Genomic DNA, 25010 nt, shown 5'->3' on the forward strand with positions numbered 1-25010 from the left:
ATGCCGGAGCCACTCGCGGAATAGTCAAGCTTCGTCCGGGCGTTAACTCTACATTGTGCCTGTAGGGGCTACCGTTGGGGAACGACAAGACAGGGGGGCGTCGCCGTCGTGCTGGGGCGACTGTTCGACGAGAGATTCAAGGCGGCCGCGGCGGGCATCTTCGCTTACGCGCCCGTGCGCCTGCTCATGTGCGCCTTTGTCTTCGGCTTCGTCGGCCTGGGCGTGGGCTGGCTGCCCGCCATCTTCTGGGCGTCGGCGGCCCTGTTCAGCGAAGCGGGGATGCTGATCGTCACCCGCAGCTTGGCTCGCGCCAAGACGCCGTCGCCGGGTCAGATCGCCGCCTGCGTCGCGGTCTACGCCATCGCGGTGCCGATCTGGAGCCTGGCCGGGGTGCTGCTGTGGGCCGACAACAGCGCTGCGTGCCAGCTCGCGGGCGCAAGCTTCTTCGCCGGCCACCTGCTCTACATCCAGGCGCTGCACGCCCACTCGCCGGGCGCGGCGCTGCCGACCCTGCCGTCGGTGGTCGTCCCGATGCTGACGCCGATCGCGATGCCGCACTTCACGGGGACCGATCAGCTGATCGTCTGCATCGCGATGGCCGCGGTCTCCAGCCACGCCCTGCTCTGCATGTGGGTCAGCCTGACGAAGTCCCAGGCGCTGCAGGAGGCGCAGTTCGCCATGCAGGCCGCCAGCCTGGCCAAGAGCGAGTTCCTGGCGCGGATGAGCCACGAGATCCGTACGCCCCTGAACGGCGTGCTGGGCATGGCCCAGGCGCTGTCGGCCGAGCCCGACCTGCAGCCTGGTCACCGCCAGAGCCTGTCGGTGATCCGCCAGTCAGGCCAGAGCCTGCTGACCATCCTCAACGACGTGCTCGACCTGTCGAAGGTGGAGGCGGGACGCCTCGAGCTGGAGGAGATCGCCTTCGACCTCGAGGCCACGGTGCGCGGAGCCCAGGAAACCTTCGCGCCCCAGGCGGCCGCCAAGGGCCTGGTGTTCCGCCTGCACCTCGACGCCTCCGCGCGCGGCGCCTTCCGGGGCGACCCGACGCGGGTTCGCCAGATCCTCTACAACCTGCTGTCCAACGCCGTGAAGTTCACCGAGGCGGGCGAGATCAGCCTGACGGTCACGGCGCCCAACGATGTGCTCACCGTGGTCGTGACCGACAGCGGCATCGGCATCGCCCCGGCCGACCTCGCGCGCCTGTTCAGCCGCTTCCAGCAGGTGGATTCGTCCACCACCCGTCGCTACGGGGGCAGCGGCCTGGGCCTGTCGATCTGCCGCGAGCTGGCCGAGCTGATGGGCGGCTCGGTGACGGTGGAGAGCCAGACGGGCAAGGGCAGCCGTTTCATCGTCACCCTGCCGCTCCCGCGGGTCGAGCGGGCGCCCGCCGCCCCAGCGGCCGACACCCTGGACGCCGGCCTGGCCGACAGCGATGTGTCGCTGCAGGTGCTGGCGGCGGAGGACAACCCCGTGAACCAGCTGGTGCTCACCACCCTCCTGGGCCAGGTGGGCGTGGCGCCGGACGTGGTCGGCGACGGCGCTGCGGCTGTGGCGGCCTGGCGCGACGGCGCGTGGGACGTGATCCTGATGGACGTGCAGATGCCGGTCATGGACGGCGTCGAGGCGGTTCGCGCCATCCGCGCCGCAGAGGCCGCAGAGGGCCGGCCGCGCACGCCGATCTTGGCCCTCACCGCCAACGCGATGGCGCATCAGGTCGCCGAGTACCTGGCCGTCGGCTTCGACGGCCACGTCGCCAAGCCCATCGACGCGGGCCGGCTGTATCAGGCGCTCGCCGACGCCGTCAGCGTCGCCGACGACGAGGCCGATACCGCCCCCGCCCAGCGTGCGACGGCGAGCGCCCGCGGCGCCTAGTTCTTCGGTTGCGGGTACTGGACCCGGGGCCGGAGGTTGTCGATCACCGCGCGGGCGTCGAAGGCCTTCGGATCGGCTTCGGGCTTGGGGCCCTTCTGCATGACGATCTCGGCCGAGGCCTCGTACCGCTCGATGGTGCGCACGTCGACGCGGTCGGCCCAGAAGGGGTCGCCCCAGAAGGGATCCCAGCCGCGCCAGCCGTAGCCGCGCCCGTAGTAGCGCCAGGACGGACGCCAGAATCCGTAAGAGCCGTACCACGGGCGGTAGAACGGATCGGGCTCGACGTAGGTGCGGCTCTGCTTGTCGGTGTCGCGATCGACGACCGTGAACCAGTCGTAGCCGTTCTGCACGGTCAGCTCGGCCGCCCGGAACAGCAGGTAGCCTTCGACGGTCTCGCGTGTGGTCAGCGAGTTGCCGGCGAAGTTGACCCGGAAGCGGTTGGGTTCGACGCGGATCTCGGAATAGCCGCCCGCCGCGCCCTGGCCCTTCAGGTTGGGCTGGTACGGCGTGGGCGTGGCGCACGCGGCAAGGCCGGCGCTGAGCGCGGCCGCCGCGGCGAAGGTCATGAACTTTCTGAACATCTGACGGTCTCGAACTCGACGTCCCCTGTTGGGAACGTATGTTTCACAACACTTCGCCGCAATTGTGGTTGCCGCGTGTCAGGCCCCGGTGACGGCCAGCACATAGATCAGCCGGCCCAGAGACCCGAACAGAAGTACGGCCACGGCCAACGCCTGGATCATAAAGCCCGCTTCCCGCTTCTTGGGGTCAGCCACATAGCCCAGTTGATAGAGCACGCGCCCCACGATCCAGACCAGCCCCACGATCGCGGCGACCATATCGCTCCAGTAGATCGCGAACAGCCACAGCGGGACCAGGAACAGCGGCAGCCATTCCAGGGTGTTGTAGTGAGCGCGAATGGTGCGCTCGAGCACGGGATCGCCCGTCATGGCCGGCGCGGCAATGCCGCTCTTGGCGCGCGCCCGGCCCACCTGCAGGCCCATCCAGAAGTAGGTCAGCAGCGCCAGCAGCGTGACGATGGCGACATAGGCGTGAGAAGGCATGGTATGGTTCCCCCGATCGGCCGTTCGACAACCGCGGCCGTAGTTCGCGTGACCTTGGCGCCTTCCGCGCGGCAGGGGAACCTGCCGGCTCGGGCTGCGCTCTTCATACGTCAGACGTTGGGAGGACGCGCATGGACGTGGACTCGACCGCCATCCAGACGATCGACTACGACACCGAGCGGGCAAAGCTGCTCATCCGCTTCGTCAGCGGAGAGCGCTATGTCTATGTCGGCGTTCCCGTCGAGGTCTGCCGATCCTTCATGGAGGCGCCGTCGAAGGGCGGCTTCTTCCAGGACGAGATCCGGGACCAGTACCCCTACAACCGCCTGGGCGCCTGAGCCCTAGGGCAACGCGCTCTAGCCCCGCTTGTCGCGCTTGGCCGCCACCCGGAGGCGCAGCGCATTGAGCTTGATGAAGCCCGCCGCGTCGCGGTGGTCGTAGGCGACCTTGCCTTCCTCGAAGGTGACCAGCTCCTGGTCGTACAGCGAGTAGGGCGAGGTGCGGCCGATGACGGTGACGTTGCCCTTGTAGAGCTTCACCCGGACCTGGCCGGTCACCTTCTTCTGGCTGTGGTCGATCGCCGCTTGCAGCATCTCGCGCTCAGGGGCGAACCAAAAGCCGTTGTAGATGAGCGACGCATACTTCGGCATCAGCTCGTCCTTCAGGTGCATGGCCCCGCGGTCCAACGTGATCGACTCCATGCCGCGGTGGGCGTGCAGCAGGATCGTGCCGCCCGGGGTCTCGTAGACGCCGCGCGACTTCATCCCGACGTAGCGATTTTCCACCAGGTCGAGGCGGCCGACGCCGTTGTCGTGGCCCAGCTGGTTCAGCTTGGTCAGCAGGGCGGCGGGCGACAGCTTCTGGCCGTCGATGGCCACGGGGTCGCCGTTCTCGAAGTCCATGGTGAAGACGGTCGGCTTGTCGGGCGCCGCCTCGGGGCTGATCGTGCGCATGTGCACGTACTCGGGGGCCTCGACCGCAGGGTCTTCCAGCACCTTCCCCTCGGACGAGGAGTGCAGCAGGTTGGCGTCGACGCTGAAGGGCGCCTCGTTGCGCTTGTCCTTGGTGATCGGGATCTGGTGCTGCTCGGCGAACTCCAGCAGCGCCTCGCGGCTCTTGAAGTCCCACTCGCGCCAGGGGGCCACGACCTGGATGTCGGGCTCGAGCGCGTAGTAGGCGATCTCGAAGCGGACCTGGTCGTTGCCCTTGCCGGTGGCGCCGTGGGCGACCGCGTCCGCGCCGATCTTGCGGGCGATCTCGATCTGCTTCTTGGCGATCAGCGGCCGCGCGATCGAGGTGCCCAGCAGGTACTGGCCCTCGTAGACTGTGTTGGCGCGGAACATCGGGAAGACGTAGTCGCGGACGAACTCCTCGCGCACGTCCTCGACGAAGGCGTACTCTTCCTTGACGCCCAGGGTCATGGCCTTGCGGCGCGCGGGCTCGATCTCCTCGCCCTGGCCCAGGTCGGCCGTGAAGGTCGCCACTTCGGCGCCCAGCTCAGTCTGCAGCCACTTCACGATGGTGGAGCTGTCGAGGCCGCCGGAATAGGCGAGGACGACCTTCTTGGGCTTGTCGGCCATGTCGATGGGAGCCTTCAGGTAGGAGTGTCGGAAGTCGCGCGCCTTAAAGGGCACGCGAGGCCCCCGTTCAAGAAGAAAGGGCGGTTCAGACGCTAACCGCGCCTTCGTCCTCGAGGGTTCGCAGGCTGCCTCGGAGCCAGGTCAGGCAAACCGTGGCGAACGCGCCCGCCAACGTCACCCGGAGCAGGAACAGGATCAGCGCGCCCTGGCCGTCCAGACCGCCCGCCGACGACGTGGCCGAGAGACCCAGGCCGATCAGCAGCGGGGCGCCGAACATGATCCCCAGCGCCAGGTTGCGGGCCAGGCGCACGCCGCCCCACATCGGCATCTTCACCGACGCCGGCACGCGCTTCAGCGCCCCGTGGCTGGTGGAGGCGATCAGGGCCATCGCCAGGATCCACATGGCGTCGGCGACGTAATGCAGGACAGTCAGCATGTCAGACGGTGACCTGCGTCCCCATCTCGACCACGCGGCCGGGCGGGATCTTGTAGAAGTCGGTGGGGTTGGCGGCGTTCTTCATCAGGAAGATGAACAACTTGTCCTGCCAAAGCGGCATGCCCGATTGCGCCGAAGGCACCACCGAGCGGCGGCCGAGGAAGAACGAGGTCGCCATGATGTCGAACTTCAGGCCCAGCTTGCGGCACAGCCCCAGCGCCTTCGGCACGTTCGGGCTTTCCATGAAGCCGTAGCCGATGATCACCTTCTTGAAGTCGTCGTTCACCGGCTCGATCCGAACCCGGTCCTCCTCGCGAACGCGCGGCGTCTCGGCGGTGTGGATCGTCAGGATGATGTTCTTCTCGTGCAGCACCTTGTTGTGCTTGAGGTTGTGCATCAGCGCGACGGGGGCGGTGTCGGGGTCGGAGGTCAGGAAGATCGCCGTCCCGGGCGCCCTATGCGGAGCGCGCGCCTTCAGGATGTCGGCCAGCTCCACCAGTGAGACCGAGTCGCGGCGGGTCTTTTCCGACAGGATCTGGGCGCCGCGGTTCCAGGTCCACATCATCACCACCAGGGCCGCGCCCAGCACCAGCGGCAGCCAGGCGCCCTGCGGGATCTTCAGCAGGTTGGACGAGATGAACACCAGGTCGAGGAAGCCGAAGGCGGTGCAGGCGCACACCGCCTGCCACAGCGGCCGCTTCCACATGTAGCGGATGATGTAGAAGAACAGCAGCGTGTCGACGAACATCGCACCGGTCACCGCGATGCCATAGGCCGCGGCCAGGTTCGACGAGGTGCGGAACATCACCAGCAGCACCAGCACGCCGACCAGCAGCACGGTATTGACCAGCGGGACATAGATCTGCCCCGCCTGGGTCTCGGAGGTGCGGCGGATGTCGATGCGCGGGAACAGGCCCAGCTGGACCGCCTGCTGGGTCATCGAGAAGGCCCCCGTGATCACCGCCTGGCTGGCGATGACGGTGGCGGCGATCGACAGCAGCCAGACCGGCCAGTAGGCGATCTCGGGGATCATGAGGAAGAACGGGTTGGCGCGAGCCTCGGGATTGGCCAGCACCAGCGCGCCCTGGCCCAGGTAGTTCAGCACCAGCGAGGGCAGCACCAGCGCTACCCAGGCCATCTGGATCGGCTTCTTCCCGAAGTGGCCCATGTCGGCATACAGCGCCTCGGCCCCGGTGACGGCGAGGAACACGCTGCCCAGGATGATGAAGCCCAGGAACCCGTTGTCGAGCAGGAACATCACGCCGTAGTGCGGCGACAGCGCGCGGAAGATCGACAGGTCGTCGCCGATATGGATCAGGCCCAGGACCCCCAGTGTCACGAACCAGAGCGCGGTGATCGGCCCGAACAGCCGCGCCACGCTGGCGGTGCCCCGCGACTGGATCAGGAACAGGGCGACCAGAATAGCCGCCGCGCCGGGCAGCACGAACTTGCCCAGCTGGTCCCCGATGCCCGGGATTTCCTTCATCCCTTCCATGGAGCCCAGAACCGAGACGGCAGGAGTGATGATGCCGTCGGCGTAGAACAGGGCGGCGCCGAACATGCCCAGCAGGAAGATGACCAGCGAGCGGCCGCCGGGGCTGACCCGCTGGGCCAGCGCCATCAGGGCCAGCGTGCCGCCTTCGCCCTTGTTGTCGGCCCGCATGAGGAAGACGACGTATTTGACGGTGACGATCAGGATCAGCGCCCAGGTCACCAGCGACACGACGCCCAGGACGGCGGCCTCGCCGCCCCCGCCGCCGCGGGCATGACCCAGCGCCTCGCGCATGGCGTAAAGCGGGCTGGTCCCGATATCGCCGAACACGACGCCCACGGACCCCAGCGCGAGGGCCCAGAAGCCCTCCTTGCGATGCCCGTTGCCGTGCCCGTTGGCGTGCGACGTGTCTTCGGACGCTTTGGCGTCGACGGCCGGATCAGCCATCCAAATTCTCCGGGAGGCCGATTGCGGCTCCCAAGGCGGCCCGATGCCGTCGCGGCGGGCGCCAATACACCCGATCCTGACGACGTTCAATGTTGCGGTCCCTGTCGCGGGAGCGGCATGCAACCGCAGCTTTGAACAGATCTCTACCGGCCCTAGTTTCGAGGCGAGCGCAAGGAGCAGGAATGGATCGCAGGCTGGCTTTGGTCACGGGCGCCTCGGCAGGCATCGGCGCCGCCTTCGCGCACAGTCTGGCCCGCCGCGGTTACGACCTGGCGCTGACGGCGCGGCGGGCGGCGCGGCTGGAGGCGCTGGCCGCCGAACTCCGAGCCGCCCACGGCGTGAATGTGCTCACGGTCGCCGCCGATCTCGCGCGGCCCGAGGCCCCGAAGGCGCTGCTCGGCGCCATCGCCGACCAGGGCCGTCAGGTGGATGCTCTGATCAACAATGCCGGCTATGGGCTCCCGGGGGTCTATGCTGAGACGGCTTGGGCCGATCAGGCGGCGTTCGTGCAGGTGATGGTGACCGCGCCATGCGAGCTGGCCCACGGCGTGCTGGACGGGATGCGGGCGCGGCGGTTCGGCCGGATCGTCAACGTCGCCTCGGTGGCGGGCCTCGTTCCGCCAGCCGCGGGGCACACGCTCTATGCCGCGTCGAAGGCCTTCCTGGTCCGCTTCTCCCAGAGCCTCCACCTGGAGACCGCCCAGGACGGCGTCCACGTCAGCGCGCTCTGCCCCGGCTTCACCTACACCGAATTCCACGATGCGAACGGCACGCGCGAGCGCGCCGCCAGCTCGACGCCGAAGTGGATCTGGATGTCGGCCGACGACGTGGCGGACGCCGGATGGCGGGCGGTCGAGGCCAACCGCCCGGTATGTGTCCCGGGCGCGGCCTACAAGGTCGCCACCAGCCTCGCGCGGCTGATCCCCGAGGCCCTGGCCCTCAAGCTGATGGCCAGCCAGGGCGGACGGGTGCGGAAGACGTAGTTAGTGCCCGTAGGGGTTCGCGACGCCGGGGCGGATGAAGCCCGTGGTGCTGTCGGCGAACCCCGCCAGAATGAACTGGACGGCCAGCGCGCAGAGGATCAGGCCCAGGACGCGGACCACGATGGTCAGGCCGATGCGGCCCAGGATTCGGCTGATGATCGGCGTGGCCAGGAACGACAGCAGGGTCGCCAGAGCCACCGCCCCGATCACGCCCACGCCCACCGCGGCCCCCTGCAGGCCGTAGGCCCGCGCCTGGCTGGCGTAGATCACCACCGTCGAGATGGCGCCCGGCCCGATCAGCAGCGGCATGGCGAACGGCACGATCATCCGCTCGAACCGCTTGCGGGCGAAGGCGCGGCCCGAGCCCACCGGGGCGTCGGCCGCCTCGGCGTAGGTCGCGGTGAAGTCGTCGCGGGCCATTTCGAGGCCCAGCAGGAACAGGATGACGCCGCCGGCGATCCGGAAGGCCGGCAGCGAGATGCCGAAGAACTCCAGCAGGCTGAGGCCCGAGAAGTAGAAGAACGTCAGGAAGCCCAGGACGAAGAGCGAAATGTAGAGCGCGATCCACGCCCGATCCCGCGACTTGGCGCCCGCGGTCGAGGCGGCGAACAGCGGCACGTTGCCGATCGGATCGATCAGGGCAAACAGCGCGACGAAGAAGTTGACCGCGAACTCGGCCTGGCTCATTCCCCGGTCTTAGCCCAGATTCATTAAGGCGGAACACCCCGCCCTCCGGAGCCCCTCGCCATGGCCGCCGAAGCCGCGCTCGCGCACCCCGCCGTCAAACCCGACCCGCGTTTGATCGTGCCGCTGGACCTGCCCACGGTCGACGAGGCCCGGGCGATGGTCGAGACGCTGGGGGACTCGGTCAGCTTCTACAAGGTGGGCCTCGAGCTGTTCGCCTCGGACGGCATGGCGCTGGCGCGCGACCTGAAGACGGCCGGCAAGCAGGTGTTCCTGGACTGGAAGCTGCACGACATCGGTACGACGGTGCAGCGCGCGACCTCGGTGCTGGCCCAGTCAGGCTGCGATTTCCTCACCGTCCACGGCGAGCCGCAGGTGATGGCGGCGGCGGTGCGGGGCAAGGGCGGCTCGAACCTCAAGATCCTGGCCGTGACGGTGCTGACCAGCCTTTCGGACGAGGACCTCATCGAGACCGGCTACCACGAGACCGCCCGCGCGCTGGTCGAGCGGCGCATCCATCAGGCGATCGCGGCAGGCTGCGACGGCGTGATCTCCAGCCCCCACGAGGCCGCGCTGGCCCGGGCCCTGGGCGGCCGGGACTTCCTGGTGGTGACGCCGGGCGTGCGGCCCGACTGGGCGGCCAAGAACGACCAGGCCCGCGCCGCCACGCCGCTCGACGCGCTCAAGGCCGGGGCCAGCCACATCGTCTGCGGCCGCCCGATCACCGCGGCCAACGACCCGCACGCCGCCGCGCGTCGCGTCGCGAACGAGATGAGCGGCGTCTAGCCCAGGTTGATTGCGCCGTTCGTCGAACGGCCTAAGGTCGCGCCCTGGGACGGGGGCACAACCATGACAAAACGGCGCGCACGGCTTCTGGCCGGGCTTTCATTTGCAGCGACTCTTGTCGCCACGGCCGCCTCGGCGCACGAGGATCGCGTCTGCGCCAGTGCGCCGGGCGGCTCGGGGCCGGCCCAGGCGGCCGCGAGAGCCTTCCTGGACAGCCTCGCGCCGATCCAGCGCGCGACGGCCGTGCGCACCTACAACAAGAGCGCCGCCATCCGCTGGTCCAACCTTCCGATCGCGCTTGCGCCGCGGGTCGGGGTCCGCCTGGGCGACCTCAACGAAGCCCAGACCGCGGCGGCCAAGGCGCTGCTGCAGAGCACGCTCAGCAGCTGCGGGATCGAGCTGCTGGATGGCGTCCGCGCCGCCGACGGCGTCCTGAAGCCCCTCGACAATCGGGGCATCGGGTGGGACCCGGCCAACTACTTCGTGGCGTTCATCGGCGAGCCGTCGGCTGACAAGCCGTGGAGCCTGAAGGTCGACGGCCACCACATCGCGCTCAACCTCACCTTCAACGCAGCCCACGTCAGCGCGACGCCGCTGTTCGACGGGATAGAACCGGTGGAGTTCAAGGTGGGCGAACGCGCCTACGAGCCCCTGGCGCCACAGGCCGGCGCGATGCGGGCCCTGGCGACCGCCCTGTCCGCGACGCCCTCTGCGAAGCTCGCGGGTGAGTTCCGCGATGTGACGCGCGGCTCGACGCCTGACGGAGACACCAACTTCCCCATCACCTATCCGCAGGGCGCGACCGGCCGTGGGGTCGCCTACTCAGCCCTGCCGCCGGCCCAGCAGGCGCTGGTCCGGGCGGCCATGGCCCGCTGGGTCGAGCTGCCGAACGGGGCGATCTCGAAGCCTCTGATGGCGGACTACTCGACGGCCGCGGCCCTGGCGCAGACCTACGTGGGCGTTGCCGGCATGGCGGATCTGTCCAAACCCGGATCCTACGTCCGCATCGACGGCCCGCGCATCTGGATCGAGTTCATCGTCCAGCCCGCGGCGAGGGACCCGGCCCAGATCCACTACCACACCATCTGGCGCGACAAGCTCGCCGACTACGGCGGCGCGTTCGCCCGTTGATGCGGCGGCGGGGCCTTCTCGGCCTGGCGCTGTCGGCCGTCCTTGCGCCCGTCCAGGCGTGGTCGCACGCCATGCCCAACTCGACGGTCGTGGCGCAGCTGAAGGCCGGCGGTCTCGACCTCGTCGCCTACCTGCCGATCTCGGAGTTGAAGGCCGCCACGGACGATGGACCCGCGGCGGATGCGGGCGAATACGTGCTGCGGCATGTCGATGTGGTCGGCGCCGATGGACGGACGTGGCGCAAGCAGGCGACCGCAGCCGAGGCCGACACGCGCGACGGCGTCGCCGTGATGGTCGTCTCGGTCACGTTCGCTCGTCCGCCGGACAGCCACGCGCGGGCGGCGCGCCTACGCTACGACGCGGTCACCCACCGCATCGCGAGCCATTTCGTGCTGGTCTACCGCCGCGAGGGCGACGCGCTGGTCCCCCTGGCGCGGCTGCAGGCGCCCGCGACCGAGCTGCCGCTGCCCTAGAAATCGATCGCCAGGCCCTTGCGCTCCCAGTCGCCGAAGCGGGTGGGTTCAGGGCCCTTGGGGCCGCCCTGCTCGGGCTCGCGCGCGGCGGCGTCAGCCTCGGCGGCCTGGCGGGCGGCGGCCTCCTCCAGCGCGCGGCGGGCGGCGGGGGAGAGCGCCTTGCCGGGCGCGGCGTTGGGCGGAAGATCGTCCATGCGCCTGATCTAATCCCTTGCGCCGCCGGCTCCAAGCGGGCACGCCGCCCGCCGTGAGCGAAACCGACGACATCCGCGGCCTTCCGGCCCGCGCCGCCGCCCTCGATCTGCTGGGAACGGCGCTGTCGCGCCGCGCCGGCCTTGACGAAGGCCTGAACCATCCCGCCATGGCGGCGCTGGAGCCGCGCGACCGCGCGTTCGCCCGCGCCCTGGTCATGGCGACCTTGCGCCATCTGGGGCCGATCGACACGGCGCTGCAGTCGCGGATCAAGAAGGCTCCGCCCGAGCGGATCGTGAACGTGCTGCGCCTGGGCGCCGCCCAGCTTCTGGTGCTGAAGACCCCGGCGCACGCGGCGGTAGGCGCCACGGTCGACCTGGCTGCGGCCCAGAAGGGCGGCGAGGTGTTCAAGGGCCTGGTCAACGCCGTGCTGCGCGGCTTCACCCGTGACCCCGTCGACCTCGACGAGCCCGAGCTCATGTTGCCCACATGGCTGGCCGCCCGCTGGCGCGCCGCCTACGGGCCAGAAGCGGCGCGCGCCATCGCCGCCATGGTCGCCGCCGAGCCCGCGACCGACGTCACGCTGCAGGACCCTGCCGACGCCGCCGAGGTGGCCGCCGAGCTCGAGGCGACCATTCTGGCCGAGGGCCAGCTGCGCGCCGGCCTGAAGGGCGAGATCTCGACCTGGCCCGGCTTCGACGCCGGCCGCTGGTGGGTGCAGGACGCCTCCGCCGCCGTGCCCGCCCGCCTGCTGCACGTCCAGCGGGGCGAAACCGCGCTCGACATGTGCGCCGCGCCCGGCGGCAAGACGCTGCAACTTGCGGCCGCGGGGGCCAGGGTGGTCGCCCTCGACCGCTCGGCCGGCCGCATCAAGCGGGTCTCGGAAAACCTCAGCCGCACCGGCCTGGGCGCCGAGGTGGCCGTGGCCGACGCCGCCGAGTGGCGCGACACCCGCGAATTCGACGCGGTGCTGCTGGACGCGCCATGTTCGGCCACCGGCACCTTCCGCCGCCATCCCGACGTGCTGTGGGTGGCGAGCCCCGCCGACATTCCCAAGCTGGCCCAGGTTCAGATGAAGCTGCTGGACTCGGCGGCGCGGCGGGTGAAGTCCGGCGGGCGCCTCGTCTACTGCGTCTGCTCGCTGGAGCACGAGGAAGGCGAGGGCCAGGTCGCCCACTTCCTGGCGCGCCACAAGGCCTTCGCGCTGAACCCGATCGTCGCCGGCGAGGGCGGCTCGCCCGAAGCCTCGCGGCGCGACGACGGGACACTCCGCATCCTGCCCCACCACCGCGAGGGTGGGACCGACGGATTCTACGTGGCGAGACTGCGCAAGGCCTGACGCCCGACATTGGCAGTCGGCCCCGCATCACGGTAAGCGGAGACATGGCCAAGCCTGTGATCATCGCCCCGTCCATCCTCGCCTCGGATTTCGCAAAGCTGGGCGAGGAGGTCGCCGCCATCGAGGCGGCCGGCGCAGACTGGGTCCACGTCGACGTGATGGACGGCCATTTCGTGCCCAACATCACCCTGGGCCCCGACATCGTGAAGGCGCTGCGTCCCCACGCGAAGATTCCCTTCGACGTCCACCTGATGATCAGCCCCGCCGACCCCTACCTCGAGGCCTTCCGGGCGGCCGGCGCCGACTACATCAGCGTGCACCCCGAAGCCGGGCCGCACCTGAACCGCACGCTGAAGCAGATCCGCAAGCTGGGAGCCAAGGCGGGCGTGGTGTTCAACCCGTCCACCGACCCCAGTGTGATCCAGTGGATGATGGACGAGATCGACCTGATCCTCGTCATGTCGATCAACCCCGGCTTCGGCGGCCAGACCTTCATGCATTCCCAGCTCCGGAAGATCGAGGCGCTGCGCAAGATGATCGACGCCGAAGGGCGCGACATCCCGCTGGAGGTGGACGGCGGGGTCACCCCGGAGACCGCGCCTCTCTGTATCGCCGCCGGGGCCACAGCGCTGGTGGCCGGAACCGCTGTGTTCCGTGGCGGCCCCGAGCGTTACGCCGCCAATATCTCCGCCCTCCGGGGCTGACCGCCGCGATGGCCGGGCTCCCAGCGCCGCGCCTGCCCGGACGCCATCTGGCCCTGGCGCTCGCCGTCGCGACCGGCCGCGCCCTGTCCGAGGAATGGCGCGCCTCGCGCCCCTACCGATGGGTGACCGGCGGCCCGCGACCTGACGGCTTCGGCATCCAGGCCCGCGACTACCGCCCCGCCGACCGCGACACCGGAGAGGCGATCCTGGCCGGCGCGTTCGTGCTGGCGGGCCAGTCGCTGGCGGTGGGCGTGCGCGGCGACCCCTGGGACCGCCCCAGTCCCAGCCGGGGTTTCGCCGAGGCGCTGCACCGGTTCGACTGGCTGCCGCATCTGATCGCCACGGGTCCCGAAGGCGCCGCCGAGGCGTTGAGGCTGGTGCTGGAATGGCGCCGTCTCTTCGGCAAGTGGAACAGCTTCGCCTGGGCGCCGCAGGTGATGGCGCGTCGGGTCTACAATCTCGCCTGCGCCGGGCCGCTGCTGGCCGCCCGCGCGTCCGAGGCCGAGACGGCCCAGCTCGCGGCGGACCTCGCCCGCCAGGCCCGCGACCTCCTGTTCCCCGGCGACGTGGCCGAGAGCGCCCAGCGCAGCGTGGCCGCCGCCGTGGCGGGCGCCGCGCTGCGCGGCCCGGCCGGGCGCAAGCTGCTCGCCCGCGCGCTGACGCGCCTGTCGCGCGCGCTGGACGTCTCTGTCCTTCCGGACGGCGGCCACGCCACCCGCCGGGCCGACCTGGCGCTGGACCTGTTGTTCGACCTGCAGACGCTGGATGACGCGCTGATCCAGAAGGGCCAGGCCGCGCCCGATGCGGTGCAGCGGGCGATCGACCGGCTGGCCGCCGGTGTCCGCTTCGCCACCCTGGCCGACGGAGCCCTGGCCACCTTCCACGGCGGTCGTCCGCGCACCGCGCCCTATGTCGCCGCCGCCCGCGCCCAGGACGAGACCGGGGACCGGCCTACCCCCACGGAACTTGGCGGCGTCCAGCGGCTGGACTCGCGCGGGCTGCAGGTGATGGTGGATGTCGCGCCGCCGCCGGCCGGGCCCTGGTCGCAGACCGCGGCGGTCCAGCCGCTGGGCGTCGAGGTGCTGGTGGCCGGCCACCGCCTGATCAGCGGGACGGGACGGGCGCTGGCCGGCGGCGCCACCGTCGAGGTGGGTGACGCCGGCCTCGGTCGTTTCCTGAGCGGTTTTGCGGGGCGCGCCCTCGGCGCGCGCCTGGTGGATTGTGACGCCGCCGTCGATGTCCAGCGCCACGAGGCGCCGGAGGCGCTGTGGCTGGATCTGGCACACCACGGCTGGATGCGTCGCCACGGGCTGATGCATCAGCGCCGGCTCTATCTCGATCTACGCGCCGGCGAGCTGCGCGGCGAGGATCGGCTGACCCCGACCGCCAAGGCCCAGGGTCCCGACGGCCGCCACTTCGTGCCCTATACTGTGCGCTTTCCCCTGGCGCCGGGTGTGCGCGCCCTGGTCAGCCAGGACCGGCGCAGCGTGCTCCTGCGGGTCGAGGGCGTGAGCGACGGCTGGATCCTGCGCAACGACGCGCTCGACATCGTCGTGGAGCCCCTGGCGCGGCGCGGTCGGCCCGGATCGCAGCTGGTGATGACGGGCCAACGGCGGGCCGATTCCGGCGCCCGGGTGCGATGGAAGCTTGCGCCTGCGCGCCAGCCATCTGGCGAGGCGAGGGGTAGCTGAACCCGCAAGTGTCTGAGCCTTTCCCGCCGGGAGAGGCGGCGGGACATTGACCCGCTGCCCGCTGCAGCCTAATCCGCCGCCATCCCGCGTGACTGGCGACTAGAGGTGGGCGACCACCGGGGAGCGCGGCGACCATACTCCGCCGCGCGCCTGGGCATTTCTCTTGGAACTTCAGAGGAGAATGCCGTGCCCGCAGCCCCCGATTTCCCGCCCGCCCCCGACAAGGTCATCGTCCGCCGCGCCCTGCTGTCGGTCTCGGACAAGACCGGCCTGGTCGACGCCGCCAAGCAGCTCGCCGCCCTGGGCGTCGAACTGGTCTCCACCGGCGGCACCCGCAAGGCCATCGCCGACGCCGGCCTGCCGGTGAAGGACGTCTCCGACCTCACCGGCTTCCCCGAGATGATGGACGGGCGGGTGAAGACCCTGCACCCCATCGTCCACGGCGGCCTGCTGGGCGTGCGCGACGCGCCGGCCCACAAGCAGGCGATGGACGAGCACGGCATCGGCGCGATCGATCTGGTCTACGTGAACCTCTACCCGTTCGAGGCGACGGTGGCCGCGGGCGGCGACTACGCTGCCTGCGTCGAGAACATCGACATCGGCGGCCCGGCGATGATCCGCTCAGCGGCCAAGAACCACGGCTACGTCGCCATCTGCACCGATCCGGCCGACATGGCCGAGGTGCTGGCCGAACTGGCGGAAGGCGGCGCCACCTCGCTGGCGCTCCGCAAGCGCCTCGCCGCCCGCGCCTATGGACGCACGGCCTCGTACGATTCCGCCATCTCGGCCTGGTTCGCCCAGCAGCTGGGCGAGACCGCGCCGGCCCGCAAGTCGATCGCCGGCGAGCTGGCTCAGACCATGCGCTATGGCGAGAACCCGCATCAGGCGGCCAGCTTCTACCGCTTCCCCAACCCGCGGATCGGCGTGGCCACGGCCACCCAGCTGCAGGGCAAGGAGCTCAGCTACAACAACATCAACGACACCGACGCCGCCTTCGAGCTGATCGCCGAGTTCGATCCCACCGCCGGCCCCGCCTGCGCCATCATCAAGCACGCCAACCCGTGCGGCGTGGCCACCGGCGCCTCGCTGCTGGAAGCCTACGAGCGGGCCCTGGCCTGCGACCCCACCAGCGCGTTCGGCGGCATCGTGGCGCTGAACAGCCGCCTCGATGCGGCCACCGCGGCCAAGGCGCTGGAGATCTTCACCGAGGTGGTGATCGCGCCGGAGGCTGACGAGGACGCCATCGCGCTGTTCCGCAAGAAGAAGAACGTGCGCCTTCTCGTCACCGGCGGCCTGCCCGACCCCATGGCCCCCGGCGAGACGTTCAAGTCGGTCTCGGGCGGCTTCCTGGTCCAGGGCCGCGACACGGCGCGCCTGACTGCGGCAGACCTCAAGGTGGTCACCAAGCGCGCGCCCACCGAGGCCGAGATCCGCGACATGCTGTTCGCCTTCACGATCGCCAAGCACGTGAAGTCGAACGCCATCGTCTACGCCCGCGACGGCCAGACCCTGGGCGTCGGCGCGGGCCAGATGAACCGCAAGGACTCGGCGCGGATCGCCGCGCTGCGGGCGGCGGACTTCGGGCTGGACCTGAAGGGCTCGGCCTGCGCGTCGGAAGCTTTCTTCCCGTTCCCGGACGGGCTGATCCAGGCGGCCGACGCCGGTTGCACGGCGGTGATCCAGCCAGGCGGCTCCATCGGCGACGACAAGGTGATCGAGGCGGCGGACGAGCGCGGCATCGCCATGGTCTTCACCGGCGTTCGCGTCTTCCGCCACTAGTCTAGGCGCACACAACCGCTGTCATCCCGGTTTTGGCGCAGCCAAAGACCGGGACCCAACCTGCTCGTGCTCGGTGTTGAAGTAGGTGGCCCAACGCCGAGGGCGCCCTGGCAAACGCAGAGCGCCCGACGGTTGGGTCCCGGTCTTCGCCTCGCGGCGAAACCGGGATGACAATCGGTGGTGTGCCTAGGCTTGCGCCGTCACGCCCAGGCGGCGCGGGGCCGAGGGGGCGGCCGGGGCCGACTTGAACTCGGTCAGCGCCTGGTCCAGGCGGCCCATCTCGGCGGCCAGCGCCTCGCGGCGGGCCTCCAGCTTGCGCATGGCGCATTCGCGGCCGCTGGCGCCTTCGTCCTCGGCGTGCAGCACTTCCTCGATATCGGGCAGCGAGACGCCCGCCTTGCGCAGGCGCGAAATCCACTCCAGCCGCCGGCGCGCCGCCGGGTCATAGAAGCGGGCGTTCAGCCGGTCGCGGCGGGCCTCGACCAGTCCCTTCTCCTCATAGAAACGCAGGGCGCGGGCCGTCAGGCCGAAAAGGCGCATGGCGCCGGCCATGCCGAGGCGGGGCAGATGATGGATGTTCTCGACAGTCATGGGTCCTGTCCGTTGGAGCGTTCCTCACGCCTTCGCCGGTCGATCCATCCACAGGTCCGCAAAGTTGCGTTGTGGAGCTGAGAAGGATCACGTTCCGTGAGGCGCGACCGGGAGGGAGCCTCGTTTTCCTTCGCGCGACAAGGAAAAGCGTGCGAAGAATTGGCCTCCCGCCGACCCTCGTTTGTGAAATTGCAAAATGCGCTACAAGCTATTTGTGGGGCCGAAGGTGCGGGCGCTGAGGGCGCGGCACGGGTGGCGGCTGGAGTCCTGCGCCCGCCGGCTCGGCATCTCGGTCAGCTATCTTTCGCAGATCGAGGCCAACCAGCGGCCCGTCACCGACCGTGTGCTGATGGGGCTGATCGAGACGTTCGGCGTTCCTGCGTCGACCTTCGAAGCGGATGACGACCAGCGCCTGATCGCCGACCTGCGCGAGGCGGTGGCCGACGTGGCCGGGGACGACCCGATCCCCCTGTCCGAGCTGCGCCAGGTGGCCCAGCAGTCGCCGGCCCTGGCCCGGCGCTTCCTGGACCTGCACCGCGCCAACCACCGTCTGGGCGAGCGCCTGAAGCTGACCGAAGAGGCCGTGTCGCTGGACGAGGCCACGGCCGCCAGCTCGCTCCTGCCCTACGAAGAGGTTCGCGACTTCTTCCACTTCAAGGACAACTACGTCGACAGCCTGGACCATGCGGCCGAGGACCTGGCCCAGGAGATCGGCCTCGACGCGTCCGGTTCGCCCGACATGCTGATGGAGATGTACCTGCGCGAGCGCCTGGGCGTGCGGGTGCGCTACGCGGCGCTGGGCGACGTGATGCGCCGCTACGACCCGGCCACCCATGAGCTGTGGATCAACGCCAGTCAGCCGGCGGCCACCCGGGCATTCCAGATGGCCTTCCACGTGACGGTGGCCAACCTGTCCGACCTTATCGAGCACGAGCTCGGCCAGGCGAGGTTCAAGAGCCGCGAGGCGGTGGATGTCTGTCGCGTGGGCCTGGGCAACTATGCGGCCGGCGCGCTTCTCACGCCCTACCGCCGCTTTTCGGCTTCCGCGCGCGAGCTTCGCCACGACGTGGAGCAGCTGGCCGCGCTGTTCGGAGCCAGCCTCGAGCAGGTGTGCCACCGGCTGTCGACCCTGCAGCGACCCGGCCAGCGGGGCGTGCCGATGTACTTCGTGCGGCTGGACTATGCCGGCAACATCACCAAGCGCCACAGCGCCACCCGCTTCCGCTTCGCCCGCTTCGGGGGCGCATGCCCCTTGTGGAACGTCCACGACGCGGTGGCCTCCCCTGACCGGTTCCTGGTGCAGGTGGCGGCCATGCCCGACAACGTCCGCTACCTGTGCGTGGCGCGCGCGGTGGTGAAGCGGTCCGAAAGCTACCTGACGCCCGACCGCCGCTACGTCCTGGGCTTCGGCTGCGAGATCGAGCACGCCCACGAGCTGGTCTATTCCGAAGGCCTGGACCTGAAGGGTCCGGCGGCCCCGATCGGGACCAGCTGCCGCATCTGCGAACGCGACAACTGCGCCCAGCGCGCCTTCCCGCCGGTGGACCGCCGCCTCAGCGTGCCGCAGCACGAACGCCGGACGGTGCCGTTCAGGCTGGGGCCCTGACGCGCGGACTACAGGCCGCTCACGTCCGCCGCAGGTCCTCGATGATCTTCGTCACCTGCGCGCGCGCCGCGTCCAGGCCCTGGCCCGTGTCGACCACATAATCGGCGCGCGCCCGCTTTTCGGCGTCGGGCGTCTGCTGGGCCAGGATCGCGTCCAGGCGTTCGGGCGTCATGCCCTCCCGCGCCAGCACGCGGGCCCGCTGCATCTCGGCCGGGGCTGACACCACGATCACCTTGTGCATGTTCTTCTCGCCGCCGGTCTCGAAGATCAGCGGCACGTCCAGGACCACCATGTCGGCCCCGGCCTTCTCGGCCTCCTCGAACACCGCCGCCCGCGCCCGGCCCACGATGGGGTGGACGATGCCGTTCAACACCTTCAGCGCTTCGGGATTGCCCAGCACGCGCTTGCGCAGCTCCTCGCGGTCGACCTTGCCGTCCTTCACGACGCCCGGGAACGCCGCGCCCACCGGTTCCACCGCCGCCCCGCCCACGTCGTAGGCCTTATGCACCTCGGCGTCGGCGTCATAGACCGGGATCCCCGCCTCGCGGAACATCGCCGCGGTCGTGGACTTGCCCATCCCGATCGAGCCCGTCAGGCCGATGATCTTCATTGCCCAATAGCCTCCAGCGCCAGCGCCCGCACATCCACTTCGGCCGGCGGCCACGCTCCGAAAAACGCCTCGAACGACGGCTCGGCCTGGCCGATCAGCATCTGCAGCCCGTCGACGATCGGCCGGCCCAGGCCCTGGGCCTGTTCCAGGAACGGCGTCACCACCGGCTTGTAGAACATGTCCATGACCACGCAGCCGTCTGGCGTCGCCTCCAGCGGCAGGTCCAACCCGGTCCCGGCGCCCACGCCGGCCGACGTGGCGTTGATCACCGCCGTCGAGTCCCGCAGCGCGCCCACCGCGTGCAGCAGCGGCAGCGGCTTCACCTGCGGCCCCAGCGCCTGGGCGATGGCCTCGGCCTTCTCCAGCGTCCGGTTGACCACGAACACCTTGGGCGCCCCTGCCGCGAGCAGCGCCGCCACCGCCCCCCGGGCCGCCCCGCCGGCGCCCACCACCGTCACCGGTCCCCGATCGGCGCTCCACTTCGGCGCCTGGAGCGCGAAGGCCCGCATCAAGCCCACGCCGTCGGTGTTGTCCGCCAGGATGCGGCCGTCGGGTTCGAACAGCAGCAGGTTCGCCGCCGCCGCCCGCTCGGCCAGGTCGGTCCGCCGGTCGGCCAGTTTCAGCGCCTGCTCCTTGAAGGGCAGGGTGACGTTCACCCCCCGGATCGCCCCGCCGCGGAAGCCCTCGACCAGCCGCTGAAATCCGTGGGCGCCTGGCGCGAACGGCACATAGACCCCGTCGATCCCCGCGGCCGCGAGCCAGGCGTTGTGCAGGCGCGGCGACATGGAGTGGCTGACCGGGTGGCCGACCACGCCGGCGACCACCGTCTTTCCGGTGATCATTCCGCCAGCTCCCCATGGCGGCGCAGCAGAGCCAGCAGGCCCATGAGCGGCAGCCCCAGGATGGCGAAGTAGTCACCCTCGATCTTCGAGAACAGTTGCGCGCCAGGACCCTCCAGACGGTAGCAGCCCACCGACCCCAGCGCGTGCTCCCCCTCCTGCGCCAGATACTCCTCGAGGAAGGCGTCGGAGAAGTCGCGCATCGTCAGGCTGGCGGTGACGATCTCGCGCCAGATCGGCGCGCCCTCTTTGGCCACCACCACCGCCGAGTGCAGCTTGTGGGTCCGGCCGCGCAGCAACCTCAGGCGCTCGCGGGCCGCCTCCACGCTCTCGGCCTTGTCATAGAGCTGACCGTCCAGGTCCAGCGTCTGGTCCGAGCCGATCACGAAGTCGGGCCGCCCCGCGGACACCCGGATCGCCTTCAGCTCGGCCAGCGCATCGGCGATCTCGCGGGGGCCAGCGCCCTCGGCGAGGAGCGAGGTCTTCACCGCATCCTCGTCGACACCGGCCACGCGCGCCTCGTAGCGGACGCCAGCGCCGTCCAGCACCGCGCGCCGGGCCGCGCTCTTCGACGCCAGGATCAGGCTCACCCCAGCACCTCGACCTGGCCGTGCCCCTTGTGCAGCAGGTTCAAGACCGCAGCGGCCGTTTCCTCGACCGAGCGGCGGGTCACATCGATGGTGGGCCAGTTGTTGCGCTCGTACAGACGCCGCGCCGCGATGATCTCTTCCCGCACCGCTTCCTGCTCGGTGTAGCTGGTATCGCGGTTTTCTTTCAGGCTGAGCAGGCGGTTGCGCCGGATCTGGATCAGCCGGTCGGGCGAGATCAGCAGGCCCACGATCAGCGCGTTCTTAAGCGTCATCAGCTTTTCCGGCAGCGGCCGGCCCGGCACCAGCGGCACGTTCGCCGCCCGGATGCCCCGGTGCGCCAGGTAGATACAGGTCGGCGTCTTCGACGTCCGCGACACGCCCAGCAGCACCACGTCGGCCTGATCCAGATCCTGCCCGCCCTGGCCGTCGTCGTGGCCAATGGCGTAGTTCAGGGCGTCCATGCGGTTGAAGTAGTCGTTGTCCAGCCGCAGGTGCGCGCCCACCCGGGTGGTCGTGGCCGCCCCCAGGTAGCGCTGCATCGCCGCTACCAGCGGATCCAGGGCCGGCAAGCATGGCATGTCCATCCGCCGGCAGCCCTCCTCCAGCGCTGCACGCAGCTGGTCGTCCACAATGGTGTGCAGAACGATGCCCGGCGCCTCCTCGATGTCGCCCAGAGCCCGGTCCAGCTGTCGCTGCGAGCGGACGAGGGCGTAGATGTGCTCGATGGGCAGCACGTTCTCGAACCGGGCGCAGACGGCGCGCGCCATGGCGTTCAGCGTCTCACCGGTCGAGTCCGAGACCAGGTGGACATGGAAGTAGGTGGCGAGCCTGGGCGGTGCTGAGTTCGGCAAGCGGACGGGCTCCGAAAATATCCTTGGGGACGAAACCTGTGGACGTCTGTTTAGCGGCTGTGTCTCGCGATGGGGATAGAGAGCGCCGCGCCGGCCGTCGAGCGCGACGCAAAGGAAACACGAGGACAGTTCGTGGCGTTAACCTCTCATTAACCCCCAGCCTGATCCGCCGGGGCGCCGTTTCGCGGGCGCGCTCGGGGAATGCCGGGACATCGCCGGCGGCGCCCGGGACTGTTCCCGCCCCGGCCCGGCCAAAATCCAATGGCTTCAAGCCTGCAAGCTGTCTGTCCCCGGGACTCACAGGCCTTTCACACCCACGTCGCAAACCTGGGACGGCCTGTGGGCGAGCTGTTGGCCGTCAAGGGATTGTCAATCTTTTCCCCACTGTCGGCAGGCCTAACCTCTCCTGCTTCCATCCTTTCAAGATTCCTTTTGGTTAGAAGAGAAGAAGGTCTTCCCGGGCGGGCTTGAGCCTTGCGGGCCAAGGGGCTTTAAGGGGCCAATGACGACCGAGACGCCCCGCCTCCTGCGCACCCTGGCCGGAGAGACCCTGGATCGCCCGCCGGTGTGGTTCATGCGCCAAGCCGGTCGGTCGCTGCCCGAGTACCGGGCGCTGCGGGCGACGACCAGCGACTTCATCTCGTTCTGCTTCGATCCCGAGAAGGCGGCCGAGGCGACGATGCAGCCCATGCGCCGCTTCCCGATGGACGCAGCCATCGTCTTCGCCGACATCCTGCTGATCCCCCAGGCCCTGGGCCAGGAGGTCTGGTTCGAGGCCGGCGAAGGCCCCCGGCTGGGCCCGCTGCCCCGCATCGGCGATCTGCAGGACGCCATCGACGGGTCTACCGCCAAGCTGTCCAACATCGGCGAGACCCTGAGCCGGGTCCGCGCCGAGTTGGAGCCCGACCGCGCCCTGATCGGGTTCGCCGGCGCCCCCTGGACCGTGGCCACCTACATGCTGGAGGGCCGCGGCTCCCAGCGCGAGGCCGCCCGCACCTACGCCTACCGTCACGCCGACGAGCTCGACGCCCTGCTGGATGTCCTGGTCGAGGCGACCGCCCGCTACCTCGTCATGCAGTCGAAATCCGGCGCCCAGGTGCTGAAGCTGTTCGAGAGCTGGGCTGACAACCTGGCCGAGGACGTCTTCGAACGCATCGTGATCGGCCCGCACCGGCGCATCATCGAGAAGGTTCGCGCCGCCGGCGTCGACACGCCCTTCATTGGCTTCCCCCGCAGCGCCGGCGCCCTGGTGGAACGCTACGCCGCCGAGGTCCCCGTCCAGGCCGTCGCCCTCGACACCCAGGCCAGCGCCGCGCTGGGCCGCAGGATCCAGGCCGGCGGCCAGGCGATCCAGGGCGCGCTCGACAATCTGCTGCTGCTCGCGGGCGGTCCGGCGCTAGACGCTCGGGTCGACACCCTGCTCGAGCAGTGGTCGGGCGGACCCTACATCTTCAACCTGGGCCACGGCGTCATGCCCGACACCCCCATCGAGCACATCGCCCGCGTCGTTGAGCGCGTGACGGGGAAGAAAGCCACAGCGATGGCCGCCGCGTGAAGCTCGCCGTCGTTCTCTTCAACCTGGGCGGACCCGACAGCCTGAAGGCTGTGCGGCCGTTCCTGTTCAACCTGTTCCGCGACCCGGCGATCATCCAGCTGCCGGCGCTGGCCCGCTACCCGCTGGCCGCCCTGATCTCGACCACCCGCAACAAGCCCGCCCAGGCCAACTACGCCATCATGGGGGGCCGTTCGCCGCTGCTGCCCGAGACTGAGGCCCAAGCGAAAGCGCTGGAAGCGGAGCTCAAGGCCCAGGGCCACGAGGCCCGCGTCTTCATCGCCATGCGTTACTGGAAGCCGTTCGCCGCCGAGACGGCCCGCGAGGTCGCCGCCTACGCGCCGGACGAGATTGTCCTGCTGCCGCTGTATCCACAGTTTTCCACCACCACGACCGGCTCGTCGGTGAAGGAGTGGGAAGAGGTCTACAGCGGCCCCGGCCGCACCCGCACCGTCTGCTGCTACCCCACCTCGGACGGGGTCGCCGACGCCCACGCCACCGAGATCCGCAAGGTCTGGGAAGCGGCCGGAAAGCCCGCCAATGTGCGCCTGCTGTTCTCGGCCCACGGCCTGCCGCAGCAGGTGGTCGACGGTGGCGATCCCTACCAGGCGCAGATCGAGGCTACGGCCGCCGCGGTCGCCGCCCGCCTGCCCGAGCTTGCCGACTGGCAGGTCTGCTTCCAGAGCCGGGTGGGGCGCCTCAGGTGGCTGGAGCCATCCACCGAGACCGCGATCCTGGCGGCAGGCCGCGACGGCAAGGGGGTGATCGTCTCGCCCATCGCCTTCGTCTCCGAGCATGTGGAGACCCTGGTCGAGCTGGACCACGAGTACGCCGAGCTCGCCCAGACTCACAACGTCGCGCCCTACCTCCGCGCCCGGACCCCCGGCGTGCAGCCGGCCTTCATTGGCGAGCTGGCCAAGGCCGTGACGGCGGCCCTGCCGCGTGAGGGGGTCCAGCCCCACGGCGCTTGGCGCTGTCCCGCGACGCATGGCAAATGCCCGTGCAAAGGGGGCGCGAAATGAGCTGGCCGGAATTCCTCAGCTTCGACCTGCTGCGCGGGCTGCACATCATCGCGGTGATCGCCTGGATGGCGGGGATGATGTACCTGCCCCGGCTCTACGCCTACCACACCGAGACCGCGCCGGCCGGCAGCGAATTCGACGCCCACTTCCTGGTCTGGGAGCGTAAGCTCCTGAAGATCATCATCAATCCGGCGATGATCCTCACCTGGATCCTCGGTGTCAGCCTGATCCTCTGGCACGTCTACGGCGCAAGCGAAGGCTGGGCGTTCCTGGGCCAGCCGTGGATGTCGGTGAAGCTTGCCGCGGTGATCTTCCTCTCGGGCTGGCATGGCTTCCTCGCCGGCTCGTATAAGAAGTTCCTGGCCGGCCAGCGCCCCAAGACCGCCAAGTTCTGGCGCGCCACCAACGAGCTGCCGTTCCTGGCCGCGGTTGTGGCTGTGCTCGCCGTCACCCTCCAGTTCTGGGCGCGATAGGTCCTTCCCTAGGGAGCGGGGTCGGATCGCTTGACCCACACCCCCATCCGTGGTTCCCCTCACCTACGCGTCGGGCTCCGGCGCGCCCCGCCTTTCACCGGTCCTGCCAGCCTTCGCCCGCAGATCCACCGGTCTCCACGAAACCACATCGGCGCTGCCCAGCGCCCACATCGTTTCCAGACCGCGCCGGGACTCCGTCTTGGCGTGCGTCAATCTCAAGTGA

General features: G+C 69.9%; 26 protein-coding genes and 1 riboswitch. Of the genes, 14 read left to right on the forward strand and 12 right to left on the reverse strand.

Features of this window, described 5'->3' with window-relative positions; genetic code table 11:
* Positions 1 to 108 precede the first annotated feature (108 nt).
* Positions 109 to 1872 (forward strand): ATP-binding protein, encoded by a 1764-nt coding sequence (locus EPN98_RS04930; RefSeq protein WP_293361103.1) that lies wholly within the window; start codon positions 109 to 111, stop codon positions 1870 to 1872.
* Here the strand turns inward: EPN98_RS04930 and EPN98_RS04935 are convergent.
* Together EPN98_RS04935 and EPN98_RS04940 are read right to left on the reverse strand one after the other, a co-directional pair.
* Positions 1869 to 2453, reverse strand: a complete 585-nt coding sequence (locus tag EPN98_RS04935) for a hypothetical protein (RefSeq protein WP_293361105.1) — start codon at positions 2451 to 2453, stop codon at positions 1869 to 1871. The genes EPN98_RS04930 and EPN98_RS04935 overlap by 4 nt on opposite strands.
* Before the next feature lie 78 nt (positions 2454 to 2531).
* Positions 2532 to 2936 carry an MAPEG family protein gene (locus EPN98_RS04940; protein WP_293361107.1) on the reverse strand — a complete coding sequence of 135 codons (405 nt, stop codon included), beginning with the start codon at positions 2934 to 2936 and terminating at the stop codon, positions 2532 to 2534.
* Positions 2937 to 3067: 131 nt separating this feature from the next.
* Here EPN98_RS04940 and EPN98_RS04945 point away from each other — a divergent pair, with 131 nt between their 5' ends.
* The gene (locus EPN98_RS04945) at positions 3068 to 3274 is read left to right on the forward strand and encodes a KTSC domain-containing protein (protein ID WP_293361109.1); all 207 of its coding nucleotides are present in this window, start codon (positions 3068 to 3070) and stop codon (positions 3272 to 3274) included.
* Positions 3275 to 3292: 18 nt separating this feature from the next.
* Here the strand turns inward: EPN98_RS04945 and EPN98_RS04950 are convergent, their stop codons facing one another.
* From EPN98_RS04950 to EPN98_RS04960, 3 genes are all read right to left on the reverse strand, one after another.
* Positions 3293 to 4516 (reverse strand): argininosuccinate synthase, encoded by a 1224-nt coding sequence (locus EPN98_RS04950; protein WP_293361218.1) that lies wholly within the window; start codon positions 4514 to 4516, stop codon positions 3293 to 3295.
* Between the two features lie 85 nt (positions 4517 to 4601).
* Complete coding sequence (locus EPN98_RS04955) at positions 4602 to 4952, reverse strand: hypothetical protein (protein WP_293361111.1); 351 nt, start codon at positions 4950 to 4952, stop codon at positions 4602 to 4604.
* 1 nt (position 4953) lies between these two features.
* Positions 4954 to 6891: a potassium transporter Kup gene (locus tag EPN98_RS04960; RefSeq protein ID WP_293361113.1), complete on the reverse strand. Its 1938-nt coding sequence runs from the start codon at positions 6889 to 6891 to the stop codon at positions 4954 to 4956.
* A gap of 182 nt (positions 6892 to 7073) precedes the next feature.
* Here EPN98_RS04960 and EPN98_RS04965 point away from each other — a divergent pair, with 182 nt between their 5' ends.
* Positions 7074 to 7874 carry an SDR family oxidoreductase gene (locus EPN98_RS04965; protein WP_293361115.1) on the forward strand — a complete coding sequence of 267 codons (801 nt, stop codon included), beginning with the start codon at positions 7074 to 7076 and terminating at the stop codon, positions 7872 to 7874.
* Here the strand turns inward: EPN98_RS04965 and EPN98_RS04970 are convergent, their stop codons facing one another.
* On the reverse strand, positions 7875 to 8561 hold the full coding sequence (locus tag EPN98_RS04970) for a MarC family protein (RefSeq protein WP_293361117.1): 687 nt from the start codon (positions 8559 to 8561) through the stop codon (positions 7875 to 7877).
* Between the two features lie 60 nt (positions 8562 to 8621).
* Between EPN98_RS04970 and pyrF the strand changes: the two genes are divergently transcribed.
* The 3 genes from pyrF to EPN98_RS04985 all read left to right on the forward strand — a co-directional run bounded on the left by pyrF (position 8622) and on the right by EPN98_RS04985 (position 10948).
* Entirely contained in the window at positions 8622 to 9344 is a 723-nt protein-coding gene (pyrF, locus tag EPN98_RS04975; RefSeq protein ID WP_293361119.1) for an orotidine-5'-phosphate decarboxylase, read from the forward strand.
* Positions 9345 to 9407: 63 nt separating this feature from the next.
* A complete protein-coding gene (locus EPN98_RS04980; protein WP_293361121.1) occupies positions 9408 to 10475 on the forward strand; it encodes a DUF3500 domain-containing protein in 1068 nt (355 codons plus the stop codon).
* Positions 10475 to 10948, forward strand: a complete 474-nt coding sequence (locus EPN98_RS04985; protein WP_293361123.1) for a hypothetical protein — start codon at positions 10475 to 10477, stop codon at positions 10946 to 10948. The genes EPN98_RS04980 and EPN98_RS04985 overlap by 1 nt, the downstream gene beginning before the upstream one ends.
* On the opposite strand, the gene EPN98_RS04990 is transcribed toward EPN98_RS04985, so the two are convergent.
* On the reverse strand, positions 10945 to 11142 hold the full coding sequence (locus tag EPN98_RS04990; RefSeq protein ID WP_293361125.1) for a DUF1674 domain-containing protein: 198 nt from the start codon (positions 11140 to 11142) through the stop codon (positions 10945 to 10947). The two genes, EPN98_RS04985 and EPN98_RS04990, sit on opposite strands and share 4 nt — an antisense overlap.
* Before the next feature lie 53 nt (positions 11143 to 11195).
* Here EPN98_RS04990 and EPN98_RS04995 point away from each other — a divergent pair, with 53 nt between their 5' ends.
* From EPN98_RS04995 to purH, 4 genes are all read left to right on the forward strand, one after another.
* Positions 11196 to 12479: an RsmB/NOP family class I SAM-dependent RNA methyltransferase gene (locus EPN98_RS04995; RefSeq protein ID WP_293361127.1), complete on the forward strand. Its 1284-nt coding sequence runs from the start codon at positions 11196 to 11198 to the stop codon at positions 12477 to 12479.
* Positions 12480 to 12523: 44 nt separating this feature from the next.
* Positions 12524 to 13183, forward strand: coding sequence for a ribulose-phosphate 3-epimerase (gene rpe / locus EPN98_RS05000; protein WP_293361129.1), 660 nt, complete (start codon positions 12524 to 12526; stop codon positions 13181 to 13183).
* A gap of 8 nt (positions 13184 to 13191) precedes the next feature.
* Positions 13192 to 14874 carry a heparinase II/III family protein gene (locus EPN98_RS05005; protein WP_293361131.1) on the forward strand — a complete coding sequence of 561 codons (1683 nt, stop codon included), beginning with the start codon at positions 13192 to 13194 and terminating at the stop codon, positions 14872 to 14874.
* 78 nt (positions 14875 to 14952) lie between these two features.
* Positions 14953 to 15037: riboswitch (ZMP/ZTP riboswitch) on the forward strand.
* 23 nt (positions 15038 to 15060) lie between these two features.
* Positions 15061 to 16653 carry a bifunctional phosphoribosylaminoimidazolecarboxamide formyltransferase/IMP cyclohydrolase gene (gene purH / locus EPN98_RS05010; protein WP_293361133.1) on the forward strand — a complete coding sequence of 531 codons (1593 nt, stop codon included), beginning with the start codon at positions 15061 to 15063 and terminating at the stop codon, positions 16651 to 16653.
* A 186-nt stretch (positions 16654 to 16839) separates the two neighbouring features.
* Here the strand turns inward: purH and EPN98_RS05015 are convergent, their stop codons facing one another.
* Positions 16840 to 17244, reverse strand: a complete 405-nt coding sequence (locus EPN98_RS05015; protein WP_293361135.1) for a MerR family transcriptional regulator — start codon at positions 17242 to 17244, stop codon at positions 16840 to 16842.
* A gap of 196 nt (positions 17245 to 17440) precedes the next feature.
* Here EPN98_RS05015 and EPN98_RS05020 point away from each other — a divergent pair, with 196 nt between their 5' ends.
* Positions 17441 to 18850: a short-chain fatty acyl-CoA regulator family protein gene (locus EPN98_RS05020; RefSeq protein ID WP_293361137.1), complete on the forward strand. Its 1410-nt coding sequence runs from the start codon at positions 17441 to 17443 to the stop codon at positions 18848 to 18850.
* Positions 18851 to 18869: 19 nt separating this feature from the next.
* Here EPN98_RS05020 and coaE read toward each other — a convergent pair whose 3' ends face one another.
* From coaE to EPN98_RS05040, 4 genes are read right to left on the reverse strand one after another with little or no spacing between them, the layout of a single operon-like run.
* Positions 18870 to 19460, reverse strand: a complete 591-nt coding sequence (gene coaE / locus EPN98_RS05025) for a dephospho-CoA kinase (protein ID WP_293361138.1) — start codon at positions 19458 to 19460, stop codon at positions 18870 to 18872.
* Positions 19457 to 20302: a shikimate dehydrogenase gene (locus EPN98_RS05030; RefSeq protein ID WP_293361140.1), complete on the reverse strand. Its 846-nt coding sequence runs from the start codon at positions 20300 to 20302 to the stop codon at positions 19457 to 19459. The genes coaE and EPN98_RS05030 overlap by 4 nt, the downstream gene beginning before the upstream one ends.
* Positions 20299 to 20889 carry a Maf family protein gene (locus EPN98_RS05035; RefSeq protein WP_293361142.1) on the reverse strand — a complete coding sequence of 197 codons (591 nt, stop codon included), beginning with the start codon at positions 20887 to 20889 and terminating at the stop codon, positions 20299 to 20301. The genes EPN98_RS05030 and EPN98_RS05035 overlap by 4 nt, the downstream gene beginning before the upstream one ends.
* On the reverse strand, positions 20886 to 21761 hold the full coding sequence (locus EPN98_RS05040; protein ID WP_293361220.1) for a pyruvate, water dikinase regulatory protein: 876 nt from the start codon (positions 21759 to 21761) through the stop codon (positions 20886 to 20888). Before EPN98_RS05040 ends, EPN98_RS05035 begins: the two co-directional genes overlap by 4 nt.
* Positions 21762 to 22242: 481 nt before the next feature.
* Between EPN98_RS05040 and hemE the strand changes: the two genes are divergently transcribed.
* From hemE to EPN98_RS05055, 3 genes are read left to right on the forward strand one after another with little or no spacing between them, the layout of a single operon-like run.
* A complete protein-coding gene (gene hemE / locus EPN98_RS05045; RefSeq protein WP_293361144.1) occupies positions 22243 to 23295 on the forward strand; it encodes a uroporphyrinogen decarboxylase in 1053 nt (350 codons plus the stop codon).
* The gene (hemH, locus tag EPN98_RS05050) at positions 23292 to 24314 is read left to right on the forward strand and encodes a ferrochelatase (RefSeq protein WP_293361146.1); all 1023 of its coding nucleotides are present in this window, start codon (positions 23292 to 23294) and stop codon (positions 24312 to 24314) included. Before hemE ends, hemH begins: the two co-directional genes overlap by 4 nt.
* A complete protein-coding gene (locus tag EPN98_RS05055; RefSeq protein ID WP_293361148.1) occupies positions 24311 to 24787 on the forward strand; it encodes a CopD family protein in 477 nt (158 codons plus the stop codon). Before hemH ends, EPN98_RS05055 begins: the two co-directional genes overlap by 4 nt.
* Positions 24788 to 25010: the final 223 nt, after the last annotated feature.

The sequence above is a fragment of the Phenylobacterium sp. genome (genome assembly GCF_004299445.1).
Classification (GTDB): Bacteria; Pseudomonadota; Alphaproteobacteria; order Caulobacterales; family Caulobacteraceae; genus Phenylobacterium.

Bases quoted from the DNA above. Each gene is read 5' to 3' on its own strand.
- EPN98_RS04935 (WP_293361105.1), bottom strand. From the start codon at position 2,453: ATGTTCAGAAAGTTCATGACCTTCGCCGCGGCGGCCGCGCTCAGCGCC.
- EPN98_RS04940 (WP_293361107.1), bottom strand. From the start codon at position 2,936: ATGCCTTCTCACGCCTATGTCGCCATCGTCACGCTGCTGGCGCTGCTG.
- EPN98_RS04945 (WP_293361109.1), top strand. From the start codon at position 3,068: ATGGACGTGGACTCGACCGCCATCCAGACGATCGACTACGACACCGAG.
- EPN98_RS04950 (WP_293361218.1), bottom strand. From the start codon at position 4,516: ATGGCCGACAAGCCCAAGAAGGTCGTCCTCGCCTATTCCGGCGGCCTC.
- EPN98_RS04955 (WP_293361111.1), bottom strand. From the start codon at position 4,952: ATGCTGACTGTCCTGCATTACGTCGCCGACGCCATGTGGATCCTGGCG.
- EPN98_RS04960 (WP_293361113.1), bottom strand. From the start codon at position 6,891: ATGGCTGATCCGGCCGTCGACGCCAAAGCGTCCGAAGACACGTCGCAC.
- EPN98_RS04965 (WP_293361115.1), top strand. From the start codon at position 7,074: ATGGATCGCAGGCTGGCTTTGGTCACGGGCGCCTCGGCAGGCATCGGC.
- EPN98_RS04970 (WP_293361117.1), bottom strand. From the start codon at position 8,561: ATGAGCCAGGCCGAGTTCGCGGTCAACTTCTTCGTCGCGCTGTTTGCC.
- pyrF (WP_293361119.1), top strand. From the start codon at position 8,622: ATGGCCGCCGAAGCCGCGCTCGCGCACCCCGCCGTCAAACCCGACCCG.
- EPN98_RS04980 (WP_293361121.1), top strand. From the start codon at position 9,408: ATGACAAAACGGCGCGCACGGCTTCTGGCCGGGCTTTCATTTGCAGCG.
- EPN98_RS04985 (WP_293361123.1), top strand. From the start codon at position 10,475: ATGCGGCGGCGGGGCCTTCTCGGCCTGGCGCTGTCGGCCGTCCTTGCG.
- EPN98_RS04990 (WP_293361125.1), bottom strand. From the start codon at position 11,142: ATGGACGATCTTCCGCCCAACGCCGCGCCCGGCAAGGCGCTCTCCCCC.
- rpe (WP_293361129.1), top strand. From the start codon at position 12,524: ATGGCCAAGCCTGTGATCATCGCCCCGTCCATCCTCGCCTCGGATTTC.
- EPN98_RS05005 (WP_293361131.1), top strand. From the start codon at position 13,192: ATGGCCGGGCTCCCAGCGCCGCGCCTGCCCGGACGCCATCTGGCCCTG.
- EPN98_RS05015 (WP_293361135.1), bottom strand. From the start codon at position 17,244: ATGACTGTCGAGAACATCCATCATCTGCCCCGCCTCGGCATGGCCGGC.
- EPN98_RS05020 (WP_293361137.1), top strand. From the start codon at position 17,441: ATGCGCTACAAGCTATTTGTGGGGCCGAAGGTGCGGGCGCTGAGGGCG.
- coaE (WP_293361138.1), bottom strand. From the start codon at position 19,460: ATGAAGATCATCGGCCTGACGGGCTCGATCGGGATGGGCAAGTCCACG.
- EPN98_RS05030 (WP_293361140.1), bottom strand. From the start codon at position 20,302: ATGATCACCGGAAAGACGGTGGTCGCCGGCGTGGTCGGCCACCCGGTC.
- hemE (WP_293361144.1), top strand. From the start codon at position 22,243: ATGACGACCGAGACGCCCCGCCTCCTGCGCACCCTGGCCGGAGAGACC.
- EPN98_RS05055 (WP_293361148.1), top strand. From the start codon at position 24,311: ATGAGCTGGCCGGAATTCCTCAGCTTCGACCTGCTGCGCGGGCTGCAC.